The organism is Cytobacillus sp. MT66, assembly GCF_058792595.1.
On the sequence record NZ_JBXAFB010000002.1, the window covers coordinates 139555 to 158500 of the forward strand.

An 18946-nucleotide genomic window follows, 5' to 3' on the forward strand; every position below is an offset into this window, starting at 1 on the left:
AAAACATCTTTTTGGGAAGTGAACGTATGGATCAAACGGTGTATATTCGTCTTCGTCATCGGATTCAAGTCAGGAAAAACGATTCTATTATTTTAAAAGATATTGCACAAATCATTGCTAATGAAGAAGTCTATGGTCAGCTGGAGAAATTACATGTCTACCAAGTGTCTGAAAATGACAATAACATTGTTGTCATTGATGTCATGAAGGTTATTCAATTAATAACAAATTCATTTCCTAGAGCTGATGTCCAAACCATCGGTCCATCCCAAGTCATTGTAGGGGTCATTTCAAAAAAGAAGAAGATATCCTTTCCAGTCTTTCTGTCCGTCTGGCTTCTATTATTTATCGGTGCAGCCTTGACGATTATGAATTTCCATGAGGATGTCAGCATGCGGATTGTTCATCAGCGCATTTATACGATTTTGACAGGAGAAGTGGACGAAAAGCCGCTTGTTTTTCAAATTCCCTATTCGATTGGCTTAGGAATGGGAATGATCCTTTTCTTTAACCATATCTTTAAAAAACGCCTGAACGAAGAACCGAGCCCGCTTGAGGTAGAGATGTTTAATTATCAAATGGATCTTGACCATTACGTTGCCATGAACGAAAACAAAGAAAGTATGAAGCAAATTGACGACATTTAATGTTGTCATTGTTATTTTTATTGGCCTTGCGGGCGGACTTGCGGTGGGAGCAGGATTTGTCGCGTTCCTTGCCGTATTGGGGGTCATACCAAGATTAACCCAGCTGACGAAAACAATGAAAATGATCCGTTACTATGAGCTGGCTGTTGTTTTCGGAGCTGTGTGCGGGGGGTTGGGTACCCTGTGGGAACCGAGTTTTTCTATCACCAAATATATTCTCATCCCGATAGGGCTGGCATCTGGCATCTTTATTGGCATGCTCGCTGCCGCTTTAACAGAGGTGTTAAATGTCTTTCCGATTCTGGCGAAAAGAATCGGGATTGACGGAAAAATCGTTTATCTGCTCATGGCATTCGTTTTTGGCAAGATTTTTGGATCGCTGTATCAGTGGATCTATTTCGTTAAATAGGAAAAGGATGGCTGGAAAATTTAAATATGGTCATTCACTCACATAAATGCCCGGACTTCTAGGCATTAATAAACAAGAAAGGAATAAAAAACATGGATGATCGGCGGCGCGTTATTTTAATAACAGATGGAGACGATCACGCAAGAAAATCAATCGAGCTTATTGCAAAAGAAGTGGGTGGAACATGTATAACTTTATCACATGGAAATCCAACGCCGATTAATGGCAATCTCATTGTGAAGCTCATTAAAAAGGCTGCCTCAGACCCTGTTTTTGCGATGTTTGATGATAGCGGCATAGTCGGAGAAGGGACTGGAGAAAATGCGCTTAAATATGTGGCTAGCCATAAAGACATACATGTTCTAGGGATTATTGCGGTTGCAGCCCGCACTAAGCAGGCTGAGTGGACGAGAGTAGATGTCTGCATCGACCGTGATGGAGATCTCACTCCATATGGTGTCGATAAATATGGTGTACCTGAACTGGAAATTGGCCGATTAAATGGAGATACCGTCTATTGCCTGGACCAGTTAAACATTCCGCTCATTGTTGGAATTGGAGATATTGGAAAAATGGCAGGTAAAGATGATGTCAAAAAGGGTTCGCCAATCACAAGGAAAGCGGTTGAGCTTATTTTGGAAAGGAGTGGTTTCAATGGCTGAGAACAAGAATAAAATGCCTATTCCTAAAAGCTTAAATGAAGTAGAAAAATATATGGAAAAGCGAATCGGGCTTGGCAAAAGCTTTGATTTAGGCATTCGCAAGCTAAAAATCCTGCGCAAAGATGTACATATGTACTATGTGAATGGGCTGACAGATACTCTTATTATCGTTGAAATTATCGAAGAGCTTGTTCAGATCAATGATAATGAAAAAGTTTCAACGAAAATTTTTGAAATCGTTGAAAACAGAATTGTGCATAACTCAGTTGAAAGAGTAAAAACGATGGATGAGCTGGTGGATCAGGTTCTTTCCGGATTGCTTGTTATTTTGGTTGAAGGGGAAGAAGAGGCCTTTGTGATCGACACCAGAAGCTATCCGGGCAGAACACCGCAGGAGCCGGATACGGAAAAGGTTATCCGCGGATCCAGAGATGGCTTTGTAGAAAATATTATTCTCAATACCGCTTTAACCAGAAGAAGAATTAAAGATGAACGGCTGCGCTTTGAAATCACATCTGTTGGTGAGAGGTCAAAAACAGACGTAGCCATTGGTTACATTGATGGAATTGCCAATCCGGATTTAATAGAGATTATTAGGAAGGAAATCTCTAAGATCAAATTAGATGGAATACCAATGGCAGATAAAACGGTTGAAGAATACCTTTTCAAGCAGGGGTATGATCCCTTCCCATTTGTCCGCTACACAGAAAGAGCTGACGTTGCTTCAACCCATCTTCTGGAGGGTCATGTTCTTGTCTATGTTGATACGTCTCCAAGCGTCATTATTACCCCGACGACGTATTTCTACCATATGCAGCATGCGGAGGAATACCGGCAATCACCTGCCGTTGGTACTTTTGAACGATGGATGAGATTCCTAGGTATTGCTGCTTCACTATTCCTATTGCCGCTTTGGTTTTTATTTGTTTTAGAGCCATCGCTTTTGCCGGAGTCATTATCATTTATTGGTCCAAATAAAGAAACGAATGTTCCAGTGATTTGGCAGATATTCCTAGCTGATTTTGGAATTGAAGTGTTGAGAATGGCAGCTATACATACACCGACACCTCTTGCCACAGCGATGGGCTTGATTGCTGCTGTTTTAATTGGGCAAATAGCCATTGATGTAGGGCTATTTGTGCCTGAGGTGATTTTATATGTTTCGCTAGCAGCGATCGGTACCTATACAACGCCAAGCTATGAATTAAGTGTTGCCAATAAAATAACCAGGCTGATTTTCTTGCTCGCAGTTGCCTTATTCCATGTGCCGGGATTTGTTATTATTATCACGCTGTTTATTTTATGGCAGGCGGCAAAAAAGCCTTTGGGAACACCATATTTATGGCCGTTTATTCCGTTTTATCCAAAGGCATTGCTGATGATCCTTATACGCAGAGCTGTTCCGGGTGCAAGGCTTCGTCCAAGCATTACTCGCACAGCTGACAGGCAGAGGCAGCCTTCACAGTAGGGCGGTTTATTCAAATTTCCGTATTGAATTGCGAAGCTTGTCAATTTATGATAAAGTATTTTTAAAATTAAAAAACATCGTTTTAAAATAGACAGTACATCAGACTACTGTCTATTTTGCCCTAAAAAACTATGTTCAAAAAATTCTGAAGGTTTTTCTATATAGAAAAGTTTTCATAGGAAGAGGGGAAACATATGTACTTTCACGGAACTTCAAAAATTAACACAAAAGGACACCTGGAAATTGGAGGCTTGGATACAGTAGAGCTTGCTGAACAATTTGGAACTCCCTTATATGTGTATGATGTAGCTTTAATTAGGGAGCGGGCAAGAGGCTTCAAGGAAACCTTTGAAAATCTTGGCGTGAAAGCACAGGTTGCCTACGCAAGTAAAGCTTTCTCAACCATTGCAATGGTACAGCTGGCTGAGCAGGAAGGCTTGTCTCTTGATGTGGTTTCTGGAGGAGAGCTGTATACAGCAATTGCTGCTGGCTTTCCGGTAGAACGGATTCATTTTCATGGTAATAACAAAAGCCGTGAAGAAATCGAGATGGCTTTAACACATGAAATTGGCTGTTTTGTTGTCGATAATTTTTATGAATTAGAGCTATTAAGTACGCTTTGTAATGAAATGGGGAAAAAGGCAAAAATACTTTTACGGGTAACACCAGGTATTGAGGCACATACCCATGACTATATATTAACAGGACAGGCTGATTCAAAATTTGGCTTTGATTTGCAAAATGGTCAAGCTGAAAAAGCCTTAAAACAAGCACTTGACTCCGAAAGAGTGGAAGTACTTGGACTGCATTGCCATATTGGATCACAGATTTTTGAAACAACAGGTTTTATTGTCGCTGCACAAAAGCTTTTTGAAAAGCTTCATGAGTGGAAGGAAGCCTATGGATTTGAATCTAAGGTTTTAAATCTTGGGGGAGGCTTTGGCATTCGCTATACGGAGGAAGATAAGCCGCTTCCAGCTGCTCAATATGTAGCAGAAATCATCGAAGAAGTGAAAAAGAAAGCAGCCCAATATTCTATGAATATGCCTGAAATCTGGATCGAACCGGGACGCTCTCTTGTGGGTGATGCTGGTACAACCCTATATAAGATCGGCTCAAAAAAGGAAGTGCCAAATGTCAGACAATATATAGCTGTTGACGGCGGTATGACTGATAATATTAGACCGGCTCTTTATCAGGCAAAATATGAGGCTGTACTAGCGAATCGTGCTAATGAAAAGCCAGAAGAAACCGTTTCAATTGCAGGAAAATGCTGTGAATCTGGAGACATGCTTATTTGGGATCTTCCGCTTCCAAAGTCAGAAAGTGATGATTTGCTTGCTGTATTCTGTACAGGTGCATATGGGTATGCGATGGCAAATAATTATAACCGTATCCCAAGACCGCCGGTTGTGTTTGTTGAAAATGGCGAGGCAACACTTGTAGTAAGAAGAGAAACATATGAAGACTTAGTAAAGCTGGACTTATCAATAAAGGAAAAAATTAAAAATTAACATTCTAGCTGCCGATTCTGGCAGCTTTTTCATTGCAAGGTTTTTTATTCAGATGGAAATCATAATGTAATTGGTGTAAAATAATATAATATGATTGTATAAATAATATAAAATTTACAGCATTGGAATATCTACAGGAGGGTAATCGTCGCTTTATGAAAAAAAACAACTGGCTTCTATTTGGGCTGCTTCTTTTGATGAGCTTAGGATGGGGATTATACTATTGGTTCTTCATAGCGCCAGCACGATAAGCTTTAGTTCTAAGGAACATAAGGATGACACGTACATATTATATGATTAAAGTTTGAAATAAAGAAGTTTTGGAAAAAATAGATTTGAATGTTCGATTATAATGAGGGATAAATATGTTAATTCGCTATAAAAAGATTTTTGAAAAAATTGCCATGGGTCTTATGTCGTTTATGCCAAATGAAAAAGATCTTAAAATCCTCCAGCAAACGATGAAGCAATATGAAACAGAAGAAAATCTTCAATTATTTTTATGGAAAGAAGATGATGATATTATCGGTTTGCTGGGTGTTTTAACTGAAGGGGATTCCATTTTGATTAGGCACATTTCCGTCAATCCTTCCCATCGGCAGCAGGGAATCGGCAAATCTATGGTTAAAGCCTTGGGGGACATGTTTCCTAATAAAACGCTGAAACCAAACGAAGATACCGAAGCATTTCTCAGCAAATGCGAAATATAGAAAGCGAAAAGACAGGTGTGATTAGCTCCCTGTCTTTTTCTTATTCAAGGCCTGAAGTCTTTCTTCAATGACCTCGCTTCGGTCTCTAAGGGTGTGCCTGTGAATAAGATGCTCATTTTCTAAATCACTGTCAGAGTCCCATTTTAAGCCTCTTTTTTGACATTCTTTTTTACATTGGGTAACCAGTTTTAGATCACTAAAAGGGAAACAATAGCTGGTGTAGCTTGCCTTTTCTTGTATTTGTTTTTTCATATAGGAAAGATCTTTTTGAAATCTGTCTGGATCGAGCCCAAATTCTTCTAACCTGTCAATAGATTGATTGAAAATGTGAATGGATTTTCCTAATGTTCTCTCGGCTCCCTTGAAGTTCTTGCGCCTATGATGGTAACTGGCAACGGCTAGCTGGATAAAACCTACCCAGATGGATTCTTTATTCCCTGGATCAGTTTTTTTCCAATATTCTTCTAGGATCTCATGACATTCAAAGTAATCCCGATCGCCATGGAAGTGGATTAAGTAATGGATATATTCCTTTGGATACACCCTTTTCACCTCTTTTCTTAAACAATGGTATGTTTATCTTACCATACATATGAAAAACCCGGCTATGGAGCCGGGCTTATGGTAAATATTATATTTTGAGACTGCTTCCTAGCTTTAGCGGCTTAGCAGCTGCTTTTAGCTATTCGATTTAGAACCAAGAAGCCCCAACAATTATCAATAGAATAAACAACACAACAATCAACGCAAAGCCAGTTCCAAAACCGCATCCTTGAGACATATATTCATACCTCCTGTTTGTCATTCTCATTCGTCTTACAAAATCATCATATGTAGGCCCCGGCTGATTCGTATGGGCGGATTCATTATTTTTCTCCAGTAATTATGCTAATGCCCTTCATTTCATTGGAGTTAAATTTCTATTGGAACTGTGCTTCCTTTAATTTATACTTAATAATAGCCGTTATGGACGGAAATTAAAGTTATGGTGGGAAAGTTATGCAGGATGTTTTGCATTATAATGTTAAGATTGATGCATTTGAGGGACCGCTCGATTTATTGCTTCATTTGATTAATCGTCTTGAAATCGATATTTATGATATTCCTGTAGCTGAAATTACAGAGCAATATTTATTATATATTCATACTATGCAGGAACTGCAGCTAGACGTTGCCAGCGAATATCTGGTCATGGCGGCTACTTTGCTTGCGATCAAAAGCAAGATGCTGCTTCCAAAGCATGAGGAAGAAGTATTTGATGAAGATTACAGTGGGGACCAGGATGAAAATCCTATGGACGAGCTCGTTGAAAAACTAGTTGAATATCGAAAATATAAAGAGGCTGCCATTGAGCTGAAGGAATTGGAGCAGGAGAGAAGCTTAATGTTCACGAAGCCTCCAAGCGATCTGTCAGACTACGCCAAGGAAATACAGACGGAAAAAGCAGATTTGAATGTCACCATTTATGATATGATTGGTGCTTTTCAAAAATTAATGCGAAGGGCAAAATTGCAAAAGCCATTATCAACTAAAATTGCCCGTCAGGAAATTCCAATTGAAAAGAAGATGACAGAGATTCTCAGCGGACTTAAAAAAGTAAAAGGACGCAGCAGCTTTAGTGATCTGTTTCACGAGCCTCGCCGTGAGGAGATTGTTGTCACCTTTTTAGCTGTGCTGGAGCTGATTAAACGCAAGGAAATTCATATCGAACAGGAAGGGAACTTTTCTGAAATTTTCCTAAGGGCCATTTAGCTAATTTCAAGCTATTTGAATTCATTCTGACTTTTTAGGAAAGGTGCTGTCAACTTTGGAAATTGTTAATTGGAAAGGGATTGTGGAAAGTCTTCTTTTTACAGCTGGGGATGAAGGACTTTCGTTAAAACAAATTGCCCACGTCCTTGAAGTGGATGATTGGCAAGCGGAGTCCATTATGAAAGAGTTAATAGAGGAATATAATAATCAAGCGGATCGCGGAATTATGATTATGGAAGTGGCAGGAACGTTTCAGCTTGCAACAAAAAAGGAAAACTCAGTCTACATAAAGAGGCTTGTTGTTTCTCCTGCGACGGCCAGCCTTTCTCAGGCAGCACTTGAAACACTTGCCATTATAGCCTATAAACAGCCGATCACAAGAACAGAAATTGAGGATATAAGAGGTGTGAAATCGGAACGTCCCATCCATACCTTGGCAGCAAAGGCGCTGATCAAGGAAGTAGGAAGAGCTGAAGGGGCTGGGCGGGCCTATCTTTATGGGACAACAAAAGAGTTTCTGGATCATTTTGGACTAAAGAATATTGATGAGCTTCCGCAGATTCTTGAAAAAGATGACGATGAATTCCACCAGGAAGAAGCTGATTTATTTTTTGATAAATTTAAAGAAACGTTTGACGCATAAGCAGTTCCTACGGGGTAAATATGTTAAGATAGATTTGGAGAATATTAAGAAAATTTCAGGGAACTATTCTTGGAGGGTATGGCATGCTTATTAAAGAATGTAAAGGCTATGAACTTGAAAAAGAAAAATCAAATACATCAGAGGATTTTTTTAACCGAAGTGAGATCACTTTTGAGGATAATGGACAAGATAAAACCTTACATGTACTTTATGTGCGATACTTTGAGGAATTAGCAAATGAATTTACCCCTTTTGCGTCTAACCCGCTTTTTAAGGCAGGATCACGCGATGTGGAGCTAAAAGATATTGCTGCACTTGTATGCTTAATAAAGAATCCTGAGTTCAGGCATCGCAAGCGGGTCTACATTAATTCCAAAAACGAATTTGCATCTTATTTTCAAGATATAGACTTTTCGAAAATTGAAAGCCTGTTCCAATCACTTGAAAAACAACAAGTGTTCGAATTGCGCTCTCCCTTAGAATTTATTGTTCAGCCTCAATAACAATATATCATTTTAGCAGCTATATTTAGCTGCTTTTCTTTTTGTACAAAGGTAAATAGGCAATTTTTCATCCCTGGTTTCATACGATATCACGGATATCTAATGGAAAGAGGGATTTGATGAGCAGCATGGAGGAATACTTAAAGGATGTTTCCAAGTGGAACAAGGAAATGCGGCAATTTCTAGAATCGGAGAATGTGGAAAAGCATAATGATCTATGGGAACGAATGAATCATTTTACCGCGATTATGGATGGGATTCAAAATCCGCTGAATACTGAAGAATTACTATCATTGCAGGAACATATGGAAGAGCTTCATTCCGAGATGGAACGATACTTCATCGAGAGGCAAAATATCGGGCATATTTATATAAATGAGCCGAGTATTGCCCCGGGTTTCCATACACTGCCGCCGCTGCCTTATGCTTATGATGCCCTTGAGCCTTATATTTCAGAGGAAATCATGAGGCTGCATCATGATAAACACCATAAATCCTATGTGGACGGATTAAACAAGGCGGAAAAGGCGCTTCAAGAGGCTAGGAAGTCAGGTGACTTTTCATTAATCAAGCATTGGTCCCGTGAGCTTGCTTTTCACGGTTCTGGGCACTATCTCCACACAATATTTTGGAATAATATGAAGCCAAAAGGGGGCGGGCAGCCAACCGGCAGACTCCTAGAGCAAATAGAAAAATATTTTGGCAGCTTTGAATCATTTAAAAAGCAATTTTCTGAAGCAGCTAAACAGGTTGAAGGAGTTGGCTGGGCTATTCTTGTCTGGTCTCCAAGATCGCGTCATCTTGAAATTCTCCAATCGGAACGACATATGCTTTTAACGCAGTGGGATACCATTCCATTGCTGGTTCTTGATGTTTGGGAACATGCCTACTATCTGCAGTATAAGAATAATCGCGGAGAATATGTAGGTCAGTGGTGGAATATTGTGAATTGGAAAGACGCTGAAAACCGCTTTCAAGAAGCTTCTAATCTAAAATGGAAGCCATATTAATATTTATAGGAACAAAAGGCGGAAACCATGTTTACCGCCTTTTGCGTTTTTTGTAATATATACACTTGTCCCGCATAAAATTGTACAAACATTAAAATTTGTTAAGCGGCATTAGCGGCTTAAAGCTTTGGAAAAGGGATGAGGTTTTGTGCAATGAAAAAATGGAACAAGCTAGTGATCTTCCCCCTGATTGCAACAATCTTGCTTGTAATGATTCCGCCAAAAAAGGCAAATGCTTCTCTTACTGTTAGTGCACAAAGTGCCATTTTAATGGAACAGAGCACAGGCAGGGTGTTATTTGAAAAAGATGCGTACAAGCCAAAAAGAATCGCCAGCATTACAAAAATTATGACAGCCATCATAGCCATTGAGTCCGGAAAAATGGACGAGATGGTTAAGGTAAGTGAAAATGCCGTGCGAACGGAAGGCTCCTCCATTTATCTAAAGCCTGGAGAAAAGATCAAGCTTCGCGATTTGGTGTATGGTCTTATGCTGAGGTCGGGAAATGATGCGGCTGTTGCCATTGCCGAGCATGTTGGCGGGAGTCTTGAGGGCTTTGTTTACATGATGAATCAAAAGGCCGAAGAAATCGGCATGAAAAGCACGGAGTTTGCCAATCCCCACGGTCTTGATGATCATGAAAACCATTACTCCACCGCTTATGATATGGCCCTCCTAACCCGATATGCAATGAATAATGAAGATTTTCGTGAAATTTCCGGGACAAAGGTTCACAGAGCACCAAACCCAACAGAGAGCTGGGATCGTAAATGGACCAACAAAAACAGACTTCTGACAGAATTATATGAGAAAAGCACCGGCGGAAAAACGGGATTTACCAAAAGAGCGAAGCGGACCCTAGTTTCAACAGCAACAAAAGGAGAACTTGACCTAATTGCGGTAACATTAAATGCGCCAGATGACTGGAATGACCATATCCAAATGTTTGAGAGGGGCTTTAAAACTTATCAATTAGTTGAGGTTCTTTCGGAAGGCACAATCAAGGAGGTTACCGATGATTTTTACAAGAAGAAGGTCTATTTAAAGCATGGATTTGCTTATCCGGCAACCTCAAAAGAAAAAGAAAATTTTCATGTTGAATTTAAACTGCAAAAGCCTAGTGAAGAGTGGGAAGGCAACAGAGGGGTACCTGAAATTGTTGGAAAGGCAACCGTCTACTTTGATGATAAAAGGGTAAAGGACATGCCTATTTATTTTAGACAGGTACAAAAAGAGGATAAGAAGTCTTTTTTTGAGTTTTTTAGAAATATATTTCTTGCGATAGTTGGTGTGAAAACAAATGGTTAATATTATTTGGGTTGCATTGACAGTAATCGGAATTATTTTTGCCATGATTAATGGGACAATGGATAAGGTGAATGAGGCCATTTTTAAAGGGGCCTCAGATGCGGTCACCCTTTGTATCGGGCTGATCAGTGTTCTCGTTTTTTGGCTAGGAATTATGAAAATAGCCGAAAATGCGGGTCTATTAAAAAAACTGTCATTTTTATTTAAACCGATTGTTAAAAGGCTTTTTCCTGAAGTGCCCAATGACCACCCTGCCATGGGATATATATTATCCAATATGATGGCTAACATGTTTGGCCTAGGCAATGCAGCAACACCTTTAGGCATTAAGGCAATGGAGGAATTAAGAAACTTAAATGGCGGTAAAAATGAAGCAACTAGATCGATGATTACCTTTCTTGCCATTAACACATCAAGCATTACGCTCATCCCAACTACAGTCATTGCCATACGCATGACGTATAATTCGGCCTCCCCAACAGAAATTGTCGGGCCGACGATCATCGCTTCTTTATGTGCTACTATGGGGGCTATATTAATAGATCGGTATTTTTATTATAGAAGAAGCAGAAAAGGATGAGTCCGCATGCAAATCATATCTTTGATCTCGCTTTGGTTTATTCCGATTTTTATTGGGTTTATTCTCGTATACGGAACAATTAAAAAAGTACCGACTTATGAAAGTTTTGTAGATGGAGGAAAAGAGGGAATTAAAATAGCAGTCCAGATCATTCCTTTTCTTGTGGGAATGCTCGTTGCCATTTCGGTTTTCCGGGCATCTGGAGCACTTGAATTTTTAATGCTATACATTGGTCCCTTGTTAGAGGCAATCAAAGTACCGCCAGATGTGTTTCCGCTAGCTATCATCCGTCCAATCTCCGGAACAGCAGCCCTTGGGATGACAAGTGATTTAATTGCGGTTCATGGGCCCGATTCGTTTATTGGCAGGCTTGCCTCAGTCATGCAGGGGAGCACAGACACGACATTTTATGTTTTAACAGTATACTTTGGTGCTGTCGGTATCCGCAAAATGGGCGATGCCCTTAAAGTCGGCTTACTAGCAGACCTCGTAGGCATGATCGCCGCTGTAGTTATTGTAACGCTTGTATTTGGGAGTTTGTAAAAGGGTAACAAAAATTAATGTAAATCTGATAGCCAAGTTGATTGGAGCGCAGGGTGCGAAGACTCCTGCGGGAGGAGCGTGTCCAGGGGAGACCCCGCAGGAGCGGAGCGACGAGGAGGCTTCCGGACCGCCCGCACAAAGCGAAGCACCCGGAGCGGAAATCAACGGTTTAAAAGACGCCTATAAACTAGGTGTCTTTTTTTTATTTTTCGCAATAAAATCTGCTTACTTTGAAAAAACGATGATTTATGTCATAATTCATTAGGAAAGAATTAGGTATAATCCTTATATTAATCGTTTTGGAGTGAAATAAATGGAAAGATTACAAAAGGTAATCGCACACGCTGGGTTTGCCTCGCGCAGAAAAGCAGAACAGATGATCCTAGAAGGTCATGTAAAAGTAAATGGAAAAGTCGTAAAAGAGCTCGGTGTGAAGGTTTCAGGCTCCGACCGGGTAGAAGTGGATGGCATACCAGTAGAAAGAGAAGAACCAGTATATTTTCTTTTATATAAACCAAGAGGTGTCATCTCAAGTGTATCGGACGATAAAGGAAGAAAGGTTGTAACGGATTTCTTTCATTCTATTGAACAAAGAGTGTATCCTATTGGCCGTTTGGACTATGAAACATCAGGTCTTCTTCTGTTAACAAATGACGGCGAATTCGCCAATCTTCTTATGCATCCGAAAAGTGAGATCGAAAAAGTCTACGTTGCTAAGGTCAAAGGAATACCGACCAGAGAAAAGCTAAAAAGCCTTGAACGGGGCATTCGTCTTGAGGATGGGAAAACAGCACCAGCCAAAACGAAAGTGCTTTCCATTGACAAAAAGAAACAAACAGCCATTGTTGAACTGGTCATCCACGAGGGGCGTAACCGTCAGGTAAGAAGAATGTTTGAGGCGATCGGTCACCAGGTGATGAAGCTAAAACGTGAACGGTACGGCTTTTTAACCCTTCAAGGACTAACAGCAGGTGATGCCAGAGAACTGACTGCCCATGAAGTCAAGCAGCTTAGGGCGCTGGCACAGCAAAGTGAACGGTAAATAAGAGAAATTTCATAGAAAAGTCATACTTCCTTCATGATGTAAACATTAATCATAGGCTGATCAGTGCTATAATGGTGTCGGACTGTTTGGAAATATGGATCAAAAGGTGCAGGGTTCATGCTCCAAATAAAGGAAAAGGGGAACAATAACATGAAGAAAAAGCGTCTAGTGATGAGGACAGTTATTCTTACTGTATTAATTGCAGCTGTTGCCTACACTTTATATGCTAACTTTACAAAGGACGATGTTAAAAAAGTTGCAGTGGGTGAGACTGCTCCAGATTTTGCATTAGTTGATATGAACGGGGAACAGCATCGGCTCTCAGACTACAAAGGACAAGGTGTTTTTCTGAATTTCTGGGGTACATGGTGTAAACCGTGTGAAAAGGAAATGCCTTATATGGATAACCAATATCAGCAATTTAAAGACGAGGGTGTCCAGGTTCTAGCAGTTAATGTAGGGGATTCAGAGCTTGCTGTTAATAAATTTGCTGACCGTCTTGGAGGACTTTCCTTCCCAATTGTGATCGACAAGGACGGACAGGTGCAAACAGCCTATGGCATTAATCCGCTTCCAGCCACATTTATGATCGATAAGGATGGTAAAGTGGTTAAATATCATACTGGACAGCTGACAGAGGAAATGATTAAAGACCTAATGGAGTCAGTTAAACCATAGGTTACAGGGAGTTTTTATCATGCTTAAAAATGTAAAATGTGAATGCGGGCATGTAAACCCGCATGGAACGATTTTTTGTGAGTCATGCGGAAAGATTCTAGAGGAGTCAGAAAAAGATAAGAAGCTTATAGACATGCGGTATGAAGGGAGTGCCCGCCGGTCCCAAACCTATAATAAGACGATTGTAGATAAAATATGGAATTTCTTTTCGTCGGTTAAGGTTGGTGTCTGGCTTATTGTTGTTACACTGGTTGCTTCAGCCATTGGCACAATATTTCCTCAGGAAATGTATATTCCGCCGCTCATGCCTGCCAGCGAATATTATGAAGATCAGTACGGATTTTTTGGTAAGCTTTATTATCAGCTTGGCTTTCATAATCTTTACAGCTCATGGTGGTATTTAATCTTAATTGCCTCCATCGGAGTTTCGCTTATTATTTGCAGTCTTGACCGTGTTGTACCTCTATACCGTGCATTGAAGGTCCAGAGGGTAACTAGGCATGAAGGATTTTTGCAGCGCCAGCGTTTGTTTGGGGTTTCACAGGGAGATAAACTCGAAGACTCCTACGAGAAAGTCAAAGAAAAGCTGAAAGCGAAAAGATACCATGTTCGCGAAGAAGATGGCAATATTCTCGCTGAAAAAGGGAGATTCTCTAGATGGGGCCCTTATGTAAACCATGTTGGATTGATTATCTTTTTAATTGGAGGCATGCTGCGATTTGTTCCTGGTATGTATGTTGATAAGGTATTATGGGTCCGTGAAGGCGAGACAAAAGTGATTCCTGAGACTGACGGAGAATATTATTTGAAAAGTAATAGGTTTATACTGGAAGTTTATGATAAAGATAAAGATAATGAGGTTTTCGGAGATGCCATTGACCGTGCAGGTATGGTAGCGAAAAATTATCAGTCCAATGTAACCCTTTACAAGAAAAAAGGCGATACGGTTCCTGGAGAAAAACCGGAACTGGAAAAGGTCAAGGATTTTCCGATTCGCGTCAATGAGCCTTTAAAATTTGAAAACTTTGCTCTATATCAATCAACCTATAAATTAGATGAGTTAAATAAAATGACTTTTGCTCTTTCTGAAAAACAAACGAATCAAGAGTTTGGAACCGTCACGGTTGATTTGTACGATCCAAAGGAAAAATTTGATCTTGGCAATGGATATTCCGTAGAAATCGTCAGCTATTTTCCTGATTTTGAATTCGATGAAAATGGCGAACCGGTGACAAAATCAAGAATTCCTAATAATCCAGCCTTTGTTTTTAAAATGAATACTCCTGATAAGCCAGATGGAGAGGTTAGCTTCGTAGCCATAAAGCAGACGATCGAGCCATTCGGAGATAATACATATAAAATGGCATTCAAGGGTATTGAAACGAAAAACGTCTCTGGTTTAACAGTTCGCAAGGATTTAACCCTTTGGATTATTGCTTTAGGCGGACTAGTCTTTATGATCGGAGTTATCCAAGGAGCCTATTGGAATCACCGCAGAATCTGGATTCGCCGAGTGAATAACGAGGTCTGGGTTGCTGGCCATACCAATAAAAACTGGCATGGGCTGAAGCGGGAAATCGGCGGAGTATTAGAAGGAACAGGGATAAACGAGCCCGTTGACCAAGTTCAAGAAAAACAAGAGAAATAAGGAGGAACCTTGGTGGTTAGTCTCAGTCAAAATTTATTGCATGCAGCATTCTTTCTTTATTTGGCTGCAACCGTGCTTTTTGCAGGGGCAATTAAAGATAAAAGAGCCAAAAGCAAGGAAGCAGGCCCAAATAAATGGGGAAAGCTTGCTATATTAATTACACTTATTGGATTTGCATCACAGCTCGGTTATTTTATCACTCGCTGGATTGCAGGCGGACATGCGCCTGTCAGCAATATGTTTGAATTTACAACCTTTTTTGGAATGTCCCTTGTAGGTGCTTTTATTGTCATTTATTTTATTTATCAAACACCGTTTCTTGGAGTCTTTACAATGCCGGTGGCCCTTTTGTTAATTGCGTTTGCAAGCATGTTTCCTAATGACATTTCGCCGCTAATCCCGGCGTTGCAAAGCGAGTGGCTGTATATACACGTTACAACAGCAGCAATCGGCCAGGCTGTTTTAGCTGTCAGCTTTGCTGCAGGAGTTCTTTATTTGGTTAAAGATATTGATCAAACTAAACCAAGCAAGCGCACTTTTTGGCTTGAAGCCGTTATGTACGGGTTAGTTGTCACACTTGGTTTTATTATAATATCGTCTGTTTTCTCAACGATGGACTACAAAGCAGAATTTAATTGGATAGATAAAGGTGATCAGCAAGTTAAAGTCGAATATAACATGCCTGCACTCACAGGCCCTCATAAGGGTGAACTCCTGACAGAAGGCAAGTTCGATCCGCTTGTTGAAATGCCTGCAATCATCAATGCAAAAAAATTGAATACAGTGATTTGGTCATTTATCGTTGGATCGATTTTATACGCACTGATACGATTGATTCTTCGTAAACGGATCGGCGCAGCTATTCAGCCGCTTGTTAAGAAAATCAGCCTGGATCTTGTGGACGAAATAGGTTATCGTTCCGTTTTAATTGGTTTCCCAATTTTCACCCTTGGTGCTTTGATTTTTGCTATGATATGGGCACAAATCGCATGGACGCGATTCTGGGGCTGGGATCCAAAAGAAGTTTGGGCGCTTATTACGTTTTTATTTTATGCTGCCTTTTTGCACTTGCGTCTATCAAAAGGCTGGCATGGAGAAAAATCAGCCTGGCTTGCGGTAATCGGGTTTGCTATCATAATGTTTAACCTGGTAGCAGTCAACTTAATCCTTGCCGGGCTCCACTCTTATGCAGGCTAGCACCTGATCAATCGGATAAGAGCCAAAAACCTAAATAGAAGCCTTCACTCCTTTAGTGGAGGCTTCTTTTTTAAAATTTCATTAACTTTTTGGGGGGAAAAAGGATATGGAAAATGAGGTTAAAATTTTAGTTGTTGATGATGAAGAAAGAATACGCCGTTTGCTAAAAATGTACTTAGAAAGAGAAAACTATCAAATCGAAGAGGCTCAAGACGGGAATGAAGCGTTAACAAAAGCATTAGAAAACGATTATGATGTCATCCTTCTTGATCTTATGATGCCTGGAAAAGATGGCATCGAAGTTTGCCGGGAATTAAGAGAGAAAAAAGCTACACCTGTTATCATGCTTACAGCCAAAGGCGAGGAAGTTAACAGAGTACAAGGCTTTGAAGTTGGCACAGATGACTATATTGTAAAGCCTTTTAGCCCAAGAGAAGTTGTTCTTAGAGTAAAGGCATTATTAAGAAGAGCTTCAAAAACATCCTATATCCAAACAGAAACTACCGCCAAGGATGTCATTGTATTCCCGCACTTAACTATTGATAATGACGCCCATCGCGTATTAGCGGATGGCAAGGAAGTTGGCTTAACGCCGAAAGAATACGAATTGCTTTATTTCTTAGCTAAAGCGCCAGATAAGGTGTTCGACCGTGAACAGCTGCTGAAGGAAGTTTGGCATTATGAGTTCTTCGGCGACCTAAGGACAGTTGATACACATGTAAAACGCTTGCGTGAGAAGCTTAACAAAGTATCAGAACTGGCAGCCAAAATGATTGTGACAGTCTGGGGTGTCGGCTATAAGTTCGAGGTTATCAATGAATGATGTTCTGGCGGAGTGTAGTAGGTAAGCTATGGATAACAATTCTTCTTCTTGTATCGTTTGTTTTATTTATCCTGACTATTATGCTGCTGGAGTTTTTTCAAAACTACCATATTAATGAGATGGAAAAGGGCCTGACCACTACAGCGCAAAAAATTGCCACTACCCTTGACGAACATGAAAAGGATGTTGGGCTTGAGATTTCATGGGAACTTTTAGACAGCAGCACGAAAATTGTCATTATAGAAAACGAAAAGGAATATCATTTTTCTCCTCATCAGAGCCAGGAATTTACGCTCCCTTTATCCTATCTGAGAGAGGATAATGACCTGAAGAAGGTTTTCTCGCTGGATGAAACAGTAAGCAAAATGCTTTCCTTGCCTGATAGTGATAATGCCTTAGGCAAGGAGAAAAAAATATTATTGATTGGTGCACCCCTGAAAAATAGTACTCACGAACATGGGGGCGTCTTTATTTACCAATCTCTTGATGTTGTAGAGGAAACAACCCGTACAACTACAAAATATATCTTTCTTGCGGCAGGAGTAGCGATTATATTAACAACCATTTTTGCCTTCTTCCTGTCTACTCGTATAACAGCACCGCTGAGAAAAATGCGCGAAGCTGCTTTCGAGGTTGCACGAGGCAAGTTTGATACGAAGGTGCCGTTCCCTTCACAGGACGAAATTGGGGAATTGGCGCTTGCGTTTAATCAAATGGGAAAACAGCTGAAATTTAATATGAATGCGCTGCAGCAGGAGAAAGAACAGCTTTCCAACATCCTCAGCGCCATGGCTGATGGAGTTATCACCTTTAATAAAGATGGTGCCATAATGATCACAAACCCGCCAGCCGAGCGTTTCTTAAATTATTGGTATTATGAGCACGGGGATGTGAATCGTTCGGAGACTGTTCCAACAAGAATGATGGAACTTCTTAAATTAGCAGTAGCCACGGAAAAAGAACAAATTGGAGAAATCTCTATACAAGGGAGATTCTGGGTAATGATTATCAGTCCGCTTTATAATAACCAATATATACGTGGAGCGGTGGCGGTTATCCGGGATATGACAGACGAAAGACAGCTAGATAAGCTAAGGCAGGACTTTATTGCTAATGTCTCTCATGAACTAAGGACACCTATTTCAATGATGCAAGGATATAGTGAAGCTATTGTTGACGATATTGCCTCTACTGACGAGGAAAAAAGAGAGATGGCTAAAATCATTTATGATGAATCACTAAGGATGGGCAGACTGGTCAATGAACTGTTAGACCTTGCCAGAATGGAAGCAGGGCACGTCCAAGTGAATTTAGAAGAAGTTGAAATTCAGCCATTCTTAAGAAGGATCGCCCGAAAATTTCAGAATCTTGCCAGTGAAAAAGACATTGACCTTCAGCTCAACATTCAGGAAGAGGAGATTACAGTCGACTTTGATCCTGATGCAATCGAACAGGTGTTGACTAATTTAATTGATAATGCCATTCGCCATACACCTGAATCAGGCAGCGTGATCATTTCTGAATATATGAATGAAAAAGGATTAATTATTCGCATAACAGATTCTGGTACAGGCATCCCTGAGGAAGATTTGCCATTTGTCTTTGAACGTTTTTATAAGGCAGATAAAGCAAGGACAAGGGGCCGTTCTGGAACAGGGCTGGGACTTGCAATTGCCAAAAACATTATTCAAGCCCATAAAGGCGAAATATCTGTTCAAAGCAAGATTGGACAAGGAACGACATTCACCTTCTTTATTCCGCGAAATATAGATTAATATAGTAGAGATTGACGATTGTTCTTGATTC

The 18946-nt window shown here is 40.3% G+C and carries 21 protein-coding genes; 19 read left to right on the top strand and 2 right to left on the bottom strand.

Features of this window, described 5'->3' with window-relative positions:
* The first annotated feature begins 26 nt into the window (after window positions 1-26).
* From AC1Q59_RS03890 to AC1Q59_RS03915, 6 genes are all read left to right on the top strand, one after another.
* Window positions 27-647, top strand: coding sequence for a stage V sporulation protein AA (locus tag AC1Q59_RS03890; RefSeq protein WP_492364474.1), 621 nt, complete (start codon window positions 27-29; stop codon window positions 645-647).
* Entirely contained in the window at window positions 634-1056 is a 423-nt protein-coding gene (locus AC1Q59_RS03895) for a stage V sporulation protein AB (RefSeq protein WP_492364475.1), read from the top strand. Before AC1Q59_RS03890 ends, AC1Q59_RS03895 begins: the two co-directional genes overlap by 14 nt.
* 92 nt (window positions 1057-1148) lie before the next feature.
* Complete coding sequence (spoVAEA, locus tag AC1Q59_RS03900) at window positions 1149-1718, top strand: stage V sporulation protein SpoVABEA (protein WP_492364476.1); 570 nt, start codon at window positions 1149-1151, stop codon at window positions 1716-1718.
* Complete coding sequence (locus AC1Q59_RS03905; protein ID WP_492364477.1) at window positions 1711-3186, top strand: spore germination protein; 1476 nt, start codon at window positions 1711-1713, stop codon at window positions 3184-3186. Before spoVAEA ends, AC1Q59_RS03905 begins: the two co-directional genes overlap by 8 nt.
* Before the next feature lie 194 nt (window positions 3187-3380).
* Window positions 3381-4700 carry a diaminopimelate decarboxylase gene (gene lysA, locus AC1Q59_RS03910; RefSeq protein ID WP_492364478.1) on the top strand — a complete coding sequence of 440 codons (1320 nt, stop codon included), beginning with the start codon at window positions 3381-3383 and terminating at the stop codon, window positions 4698-4700.
* Between the two features lie 365 nt (window positions 4701-5065).
* Complete coding sequence (locus tag AC1Q59_RS03915; protein WP_492364479.1) at window positions 5066-5410, top strand: GNAT family N-acetyltransferase; 345 nt, start codon at window positions 5066-5068, stop codon at window positions 5408-5410.
* Between the two features lie 21 nt (window positions 5411-5431).
* Here AC1Q59_RS03915 and AC1Q59_RS03920 read toward each other — a convergent pair whose 3' ends face one another.
* Together AC1Q59_RS03920 and AC1Q59_RS03925 are read right to left on the bottom strand one after the other, a co-directional pair.
* The gene (locus tag AC1Q59_RS03920; RefSeq protein WP_492364480.1) at window positions 5432-5953 is read right to left on the bottom strand and encodes a DUF309 domain-containing protein; all 522 of its coding nucleotides are present in this window, start codon (window positions 5951-5953) and stop codon (window positions 5432-5434) included.
* A 148-nt stretch (window positions 5954-6101) separates the two neighbouring features.
* Window positions 6102-6191, bottom strand: coding sequence for a YjcZ family sporulation protein (locus AC1Q59_RS03925; protein ID WP_492364481.1), 90 nt, complete (start codon window positions 6189-6191; stop codon window positions 6102-6104).
* Window positions 6192-6409: 218 nt separating this feature from the next.
* Here AC1Q59_RS03925 and AC1Q59_RS03930 point away from each other — a divergent pair, with 218 nt between their 5' ends.
* The 13 genes from AC1Q59_RS03930 (at window position 6410) to AC1Q59_RS03990 (ending at window position 18915) form a co-directional block, all read left to right on the top strand.
* Complete coding sequence (locus tag AC1Q59_RS03930) at window positions 6410-7162, top strand: segregation/condensation protein A (RefSeq protein ID WP_492364482.1); 753 nt, start codon at window positions 6410-6412, stop codon at window positions 7160-7162.
* 55 nt (window positions 7163-7217) lie between these two features.
* Complete coding sequence (gene scpB / locus AC1Q59_RS03935; protein ID WP_492364483.1) at window positions 7218-7805, top strand: SMC-Scp complex subunit ScpB; 588 nt, start codon at window positions 7218-7220, stop codon at window positions 7803-7805.
* 83 nt (window positions 7806-7888) lie between these two features.
* Window positions 7889-8308, top strand: coding sequence for a hypothetical protein (locus tag AC1Q59_RS03940; RefSeq protein ID WP_492364484.1), 420 nt, complete (start codon window positions 7889-7891; stop codon window positions 8306-8308).
* 119 nt (window positions 8309-8427) lie between these two features.
* Complete coding sequence (locus AC1Q59_RS03945) at window positions 8428-9318, top strand: superoxide dismutase (protein ID WP_492364485.1); 891 nt, start codon at window positions 8428-8430, stop codon at window positions 9316-9318.
* Between the two features lie 153 nt (window positions 9319-9471).
* Window positions 9472-10626 (top strand): D-alanyl-D-alanine carboxypeptidase family protein, encoded by a 1155-nt coding sequence (locus tag AC1Q59_RS03950; protein WP_492364486.1) that lies wholly within the window; start codon window positions 9472-9474, stop codon window positions 10624-10626.
* Window positions 10619-11206, top strand: coding sequence for a nucleoside recognition domain-containing protein (locus tag AC1Q59_RS03955; protein ID WP_492364487.1), 588 nt, complete (start codon window positions 10619-10621; stop codon window positions 11204-11206). Before AC1Q59_RS03950 ends, AC1Q59_RS03955 begins: the two co-directional genes overlap by 8 nt.
* A 6-nt stretch (window positions 11207-11212) precedes the next feature.
* Complete coding sequence (locus AC1Q59_RS03960) at window positions 11213-11749, top strand: spore maturation protein (protein ID WP_492364488.1); 537 nt, start codon at window positions 11213-11215, stop codon at window positions 11747-11749.
* A 313-nt stretch (window positions 11750-12062) separates the two neighbouring features.
* Complete coding sequence (rluB, locus tag AC1Q59_RS03965; RefSeq protein WP_492364489.1) at window positions 12063-12791, top strand: 23S rRNA pseudouridine(2605) synthase RluB; 729 nt, start codon at window positions 12063-12065, stop codon at window positions 12789-12791.
* Between the two features lie 153 nt (window positions 12792-12944).
* Complete coding sequence (gene resA, locus AC1Q59_RS03970) at window positions 12945-13472, top strand: thiol-disulfide oxidoreductase ResA (RefSeq protein WP_492364490.1); 528 nt, start codon at window positions 12945-12947, stop codon at window positions 13470-13472.
* A 19-nt stretch (window positions 13473-13491) separates the two neighbouring features.
* Entirely contained in the window at window positions 13492-15120 is a 1629-nt protein-coding gene (resB, locus tag AC1Q59_RS03975; protein ID WP_492364491.1) for a cytochrome c biogenesis protein ResB, read from the top strand.
* Window positions 15121-15132: 12 nt separating this feature from the next.
* On the top strand, window positions 15133-16317 hold the full coding sequence (gene ccsB, locus AC1Q59_RS03980) for a c-type cytochrome biogenesis protein CcsB (protein WP_492364492.1): 1185 nt from the start codon (window positions 15133-15135) through the stop codon (window positions 16315-16317).
* Window positions 16318-16423: 106 nt separating this feature from the next.
* Window positions 16424-17140: a response regulator transcription factor gene (locus tag AC1Q59_RS03985; protein WP_492364493.1), complete on the top strand. Its 717-nt coding sequence runs from the start codon at window positions 16424-16426 to the stop codon at window positions 17138-17140.
* Window positions 17137-18915 carry an ATP-binding protein gene (locus AC1Q59_RS03990; protein ID WP_492364494.1) on the top strand — a complete coding sequence of 593 codons (1779 nt, stop codon included), beginning with the start codon at window positions 17137-17139 and terminating at the stop codon, window positions 18913-18915. Before AC1Q59_RS03985 ends, AC1Q59_RS03990 begins: the two co-directional genes overlap by 4 nt.
* Window positions 18916-18946 lie beyond the last annotated feature (31 nt).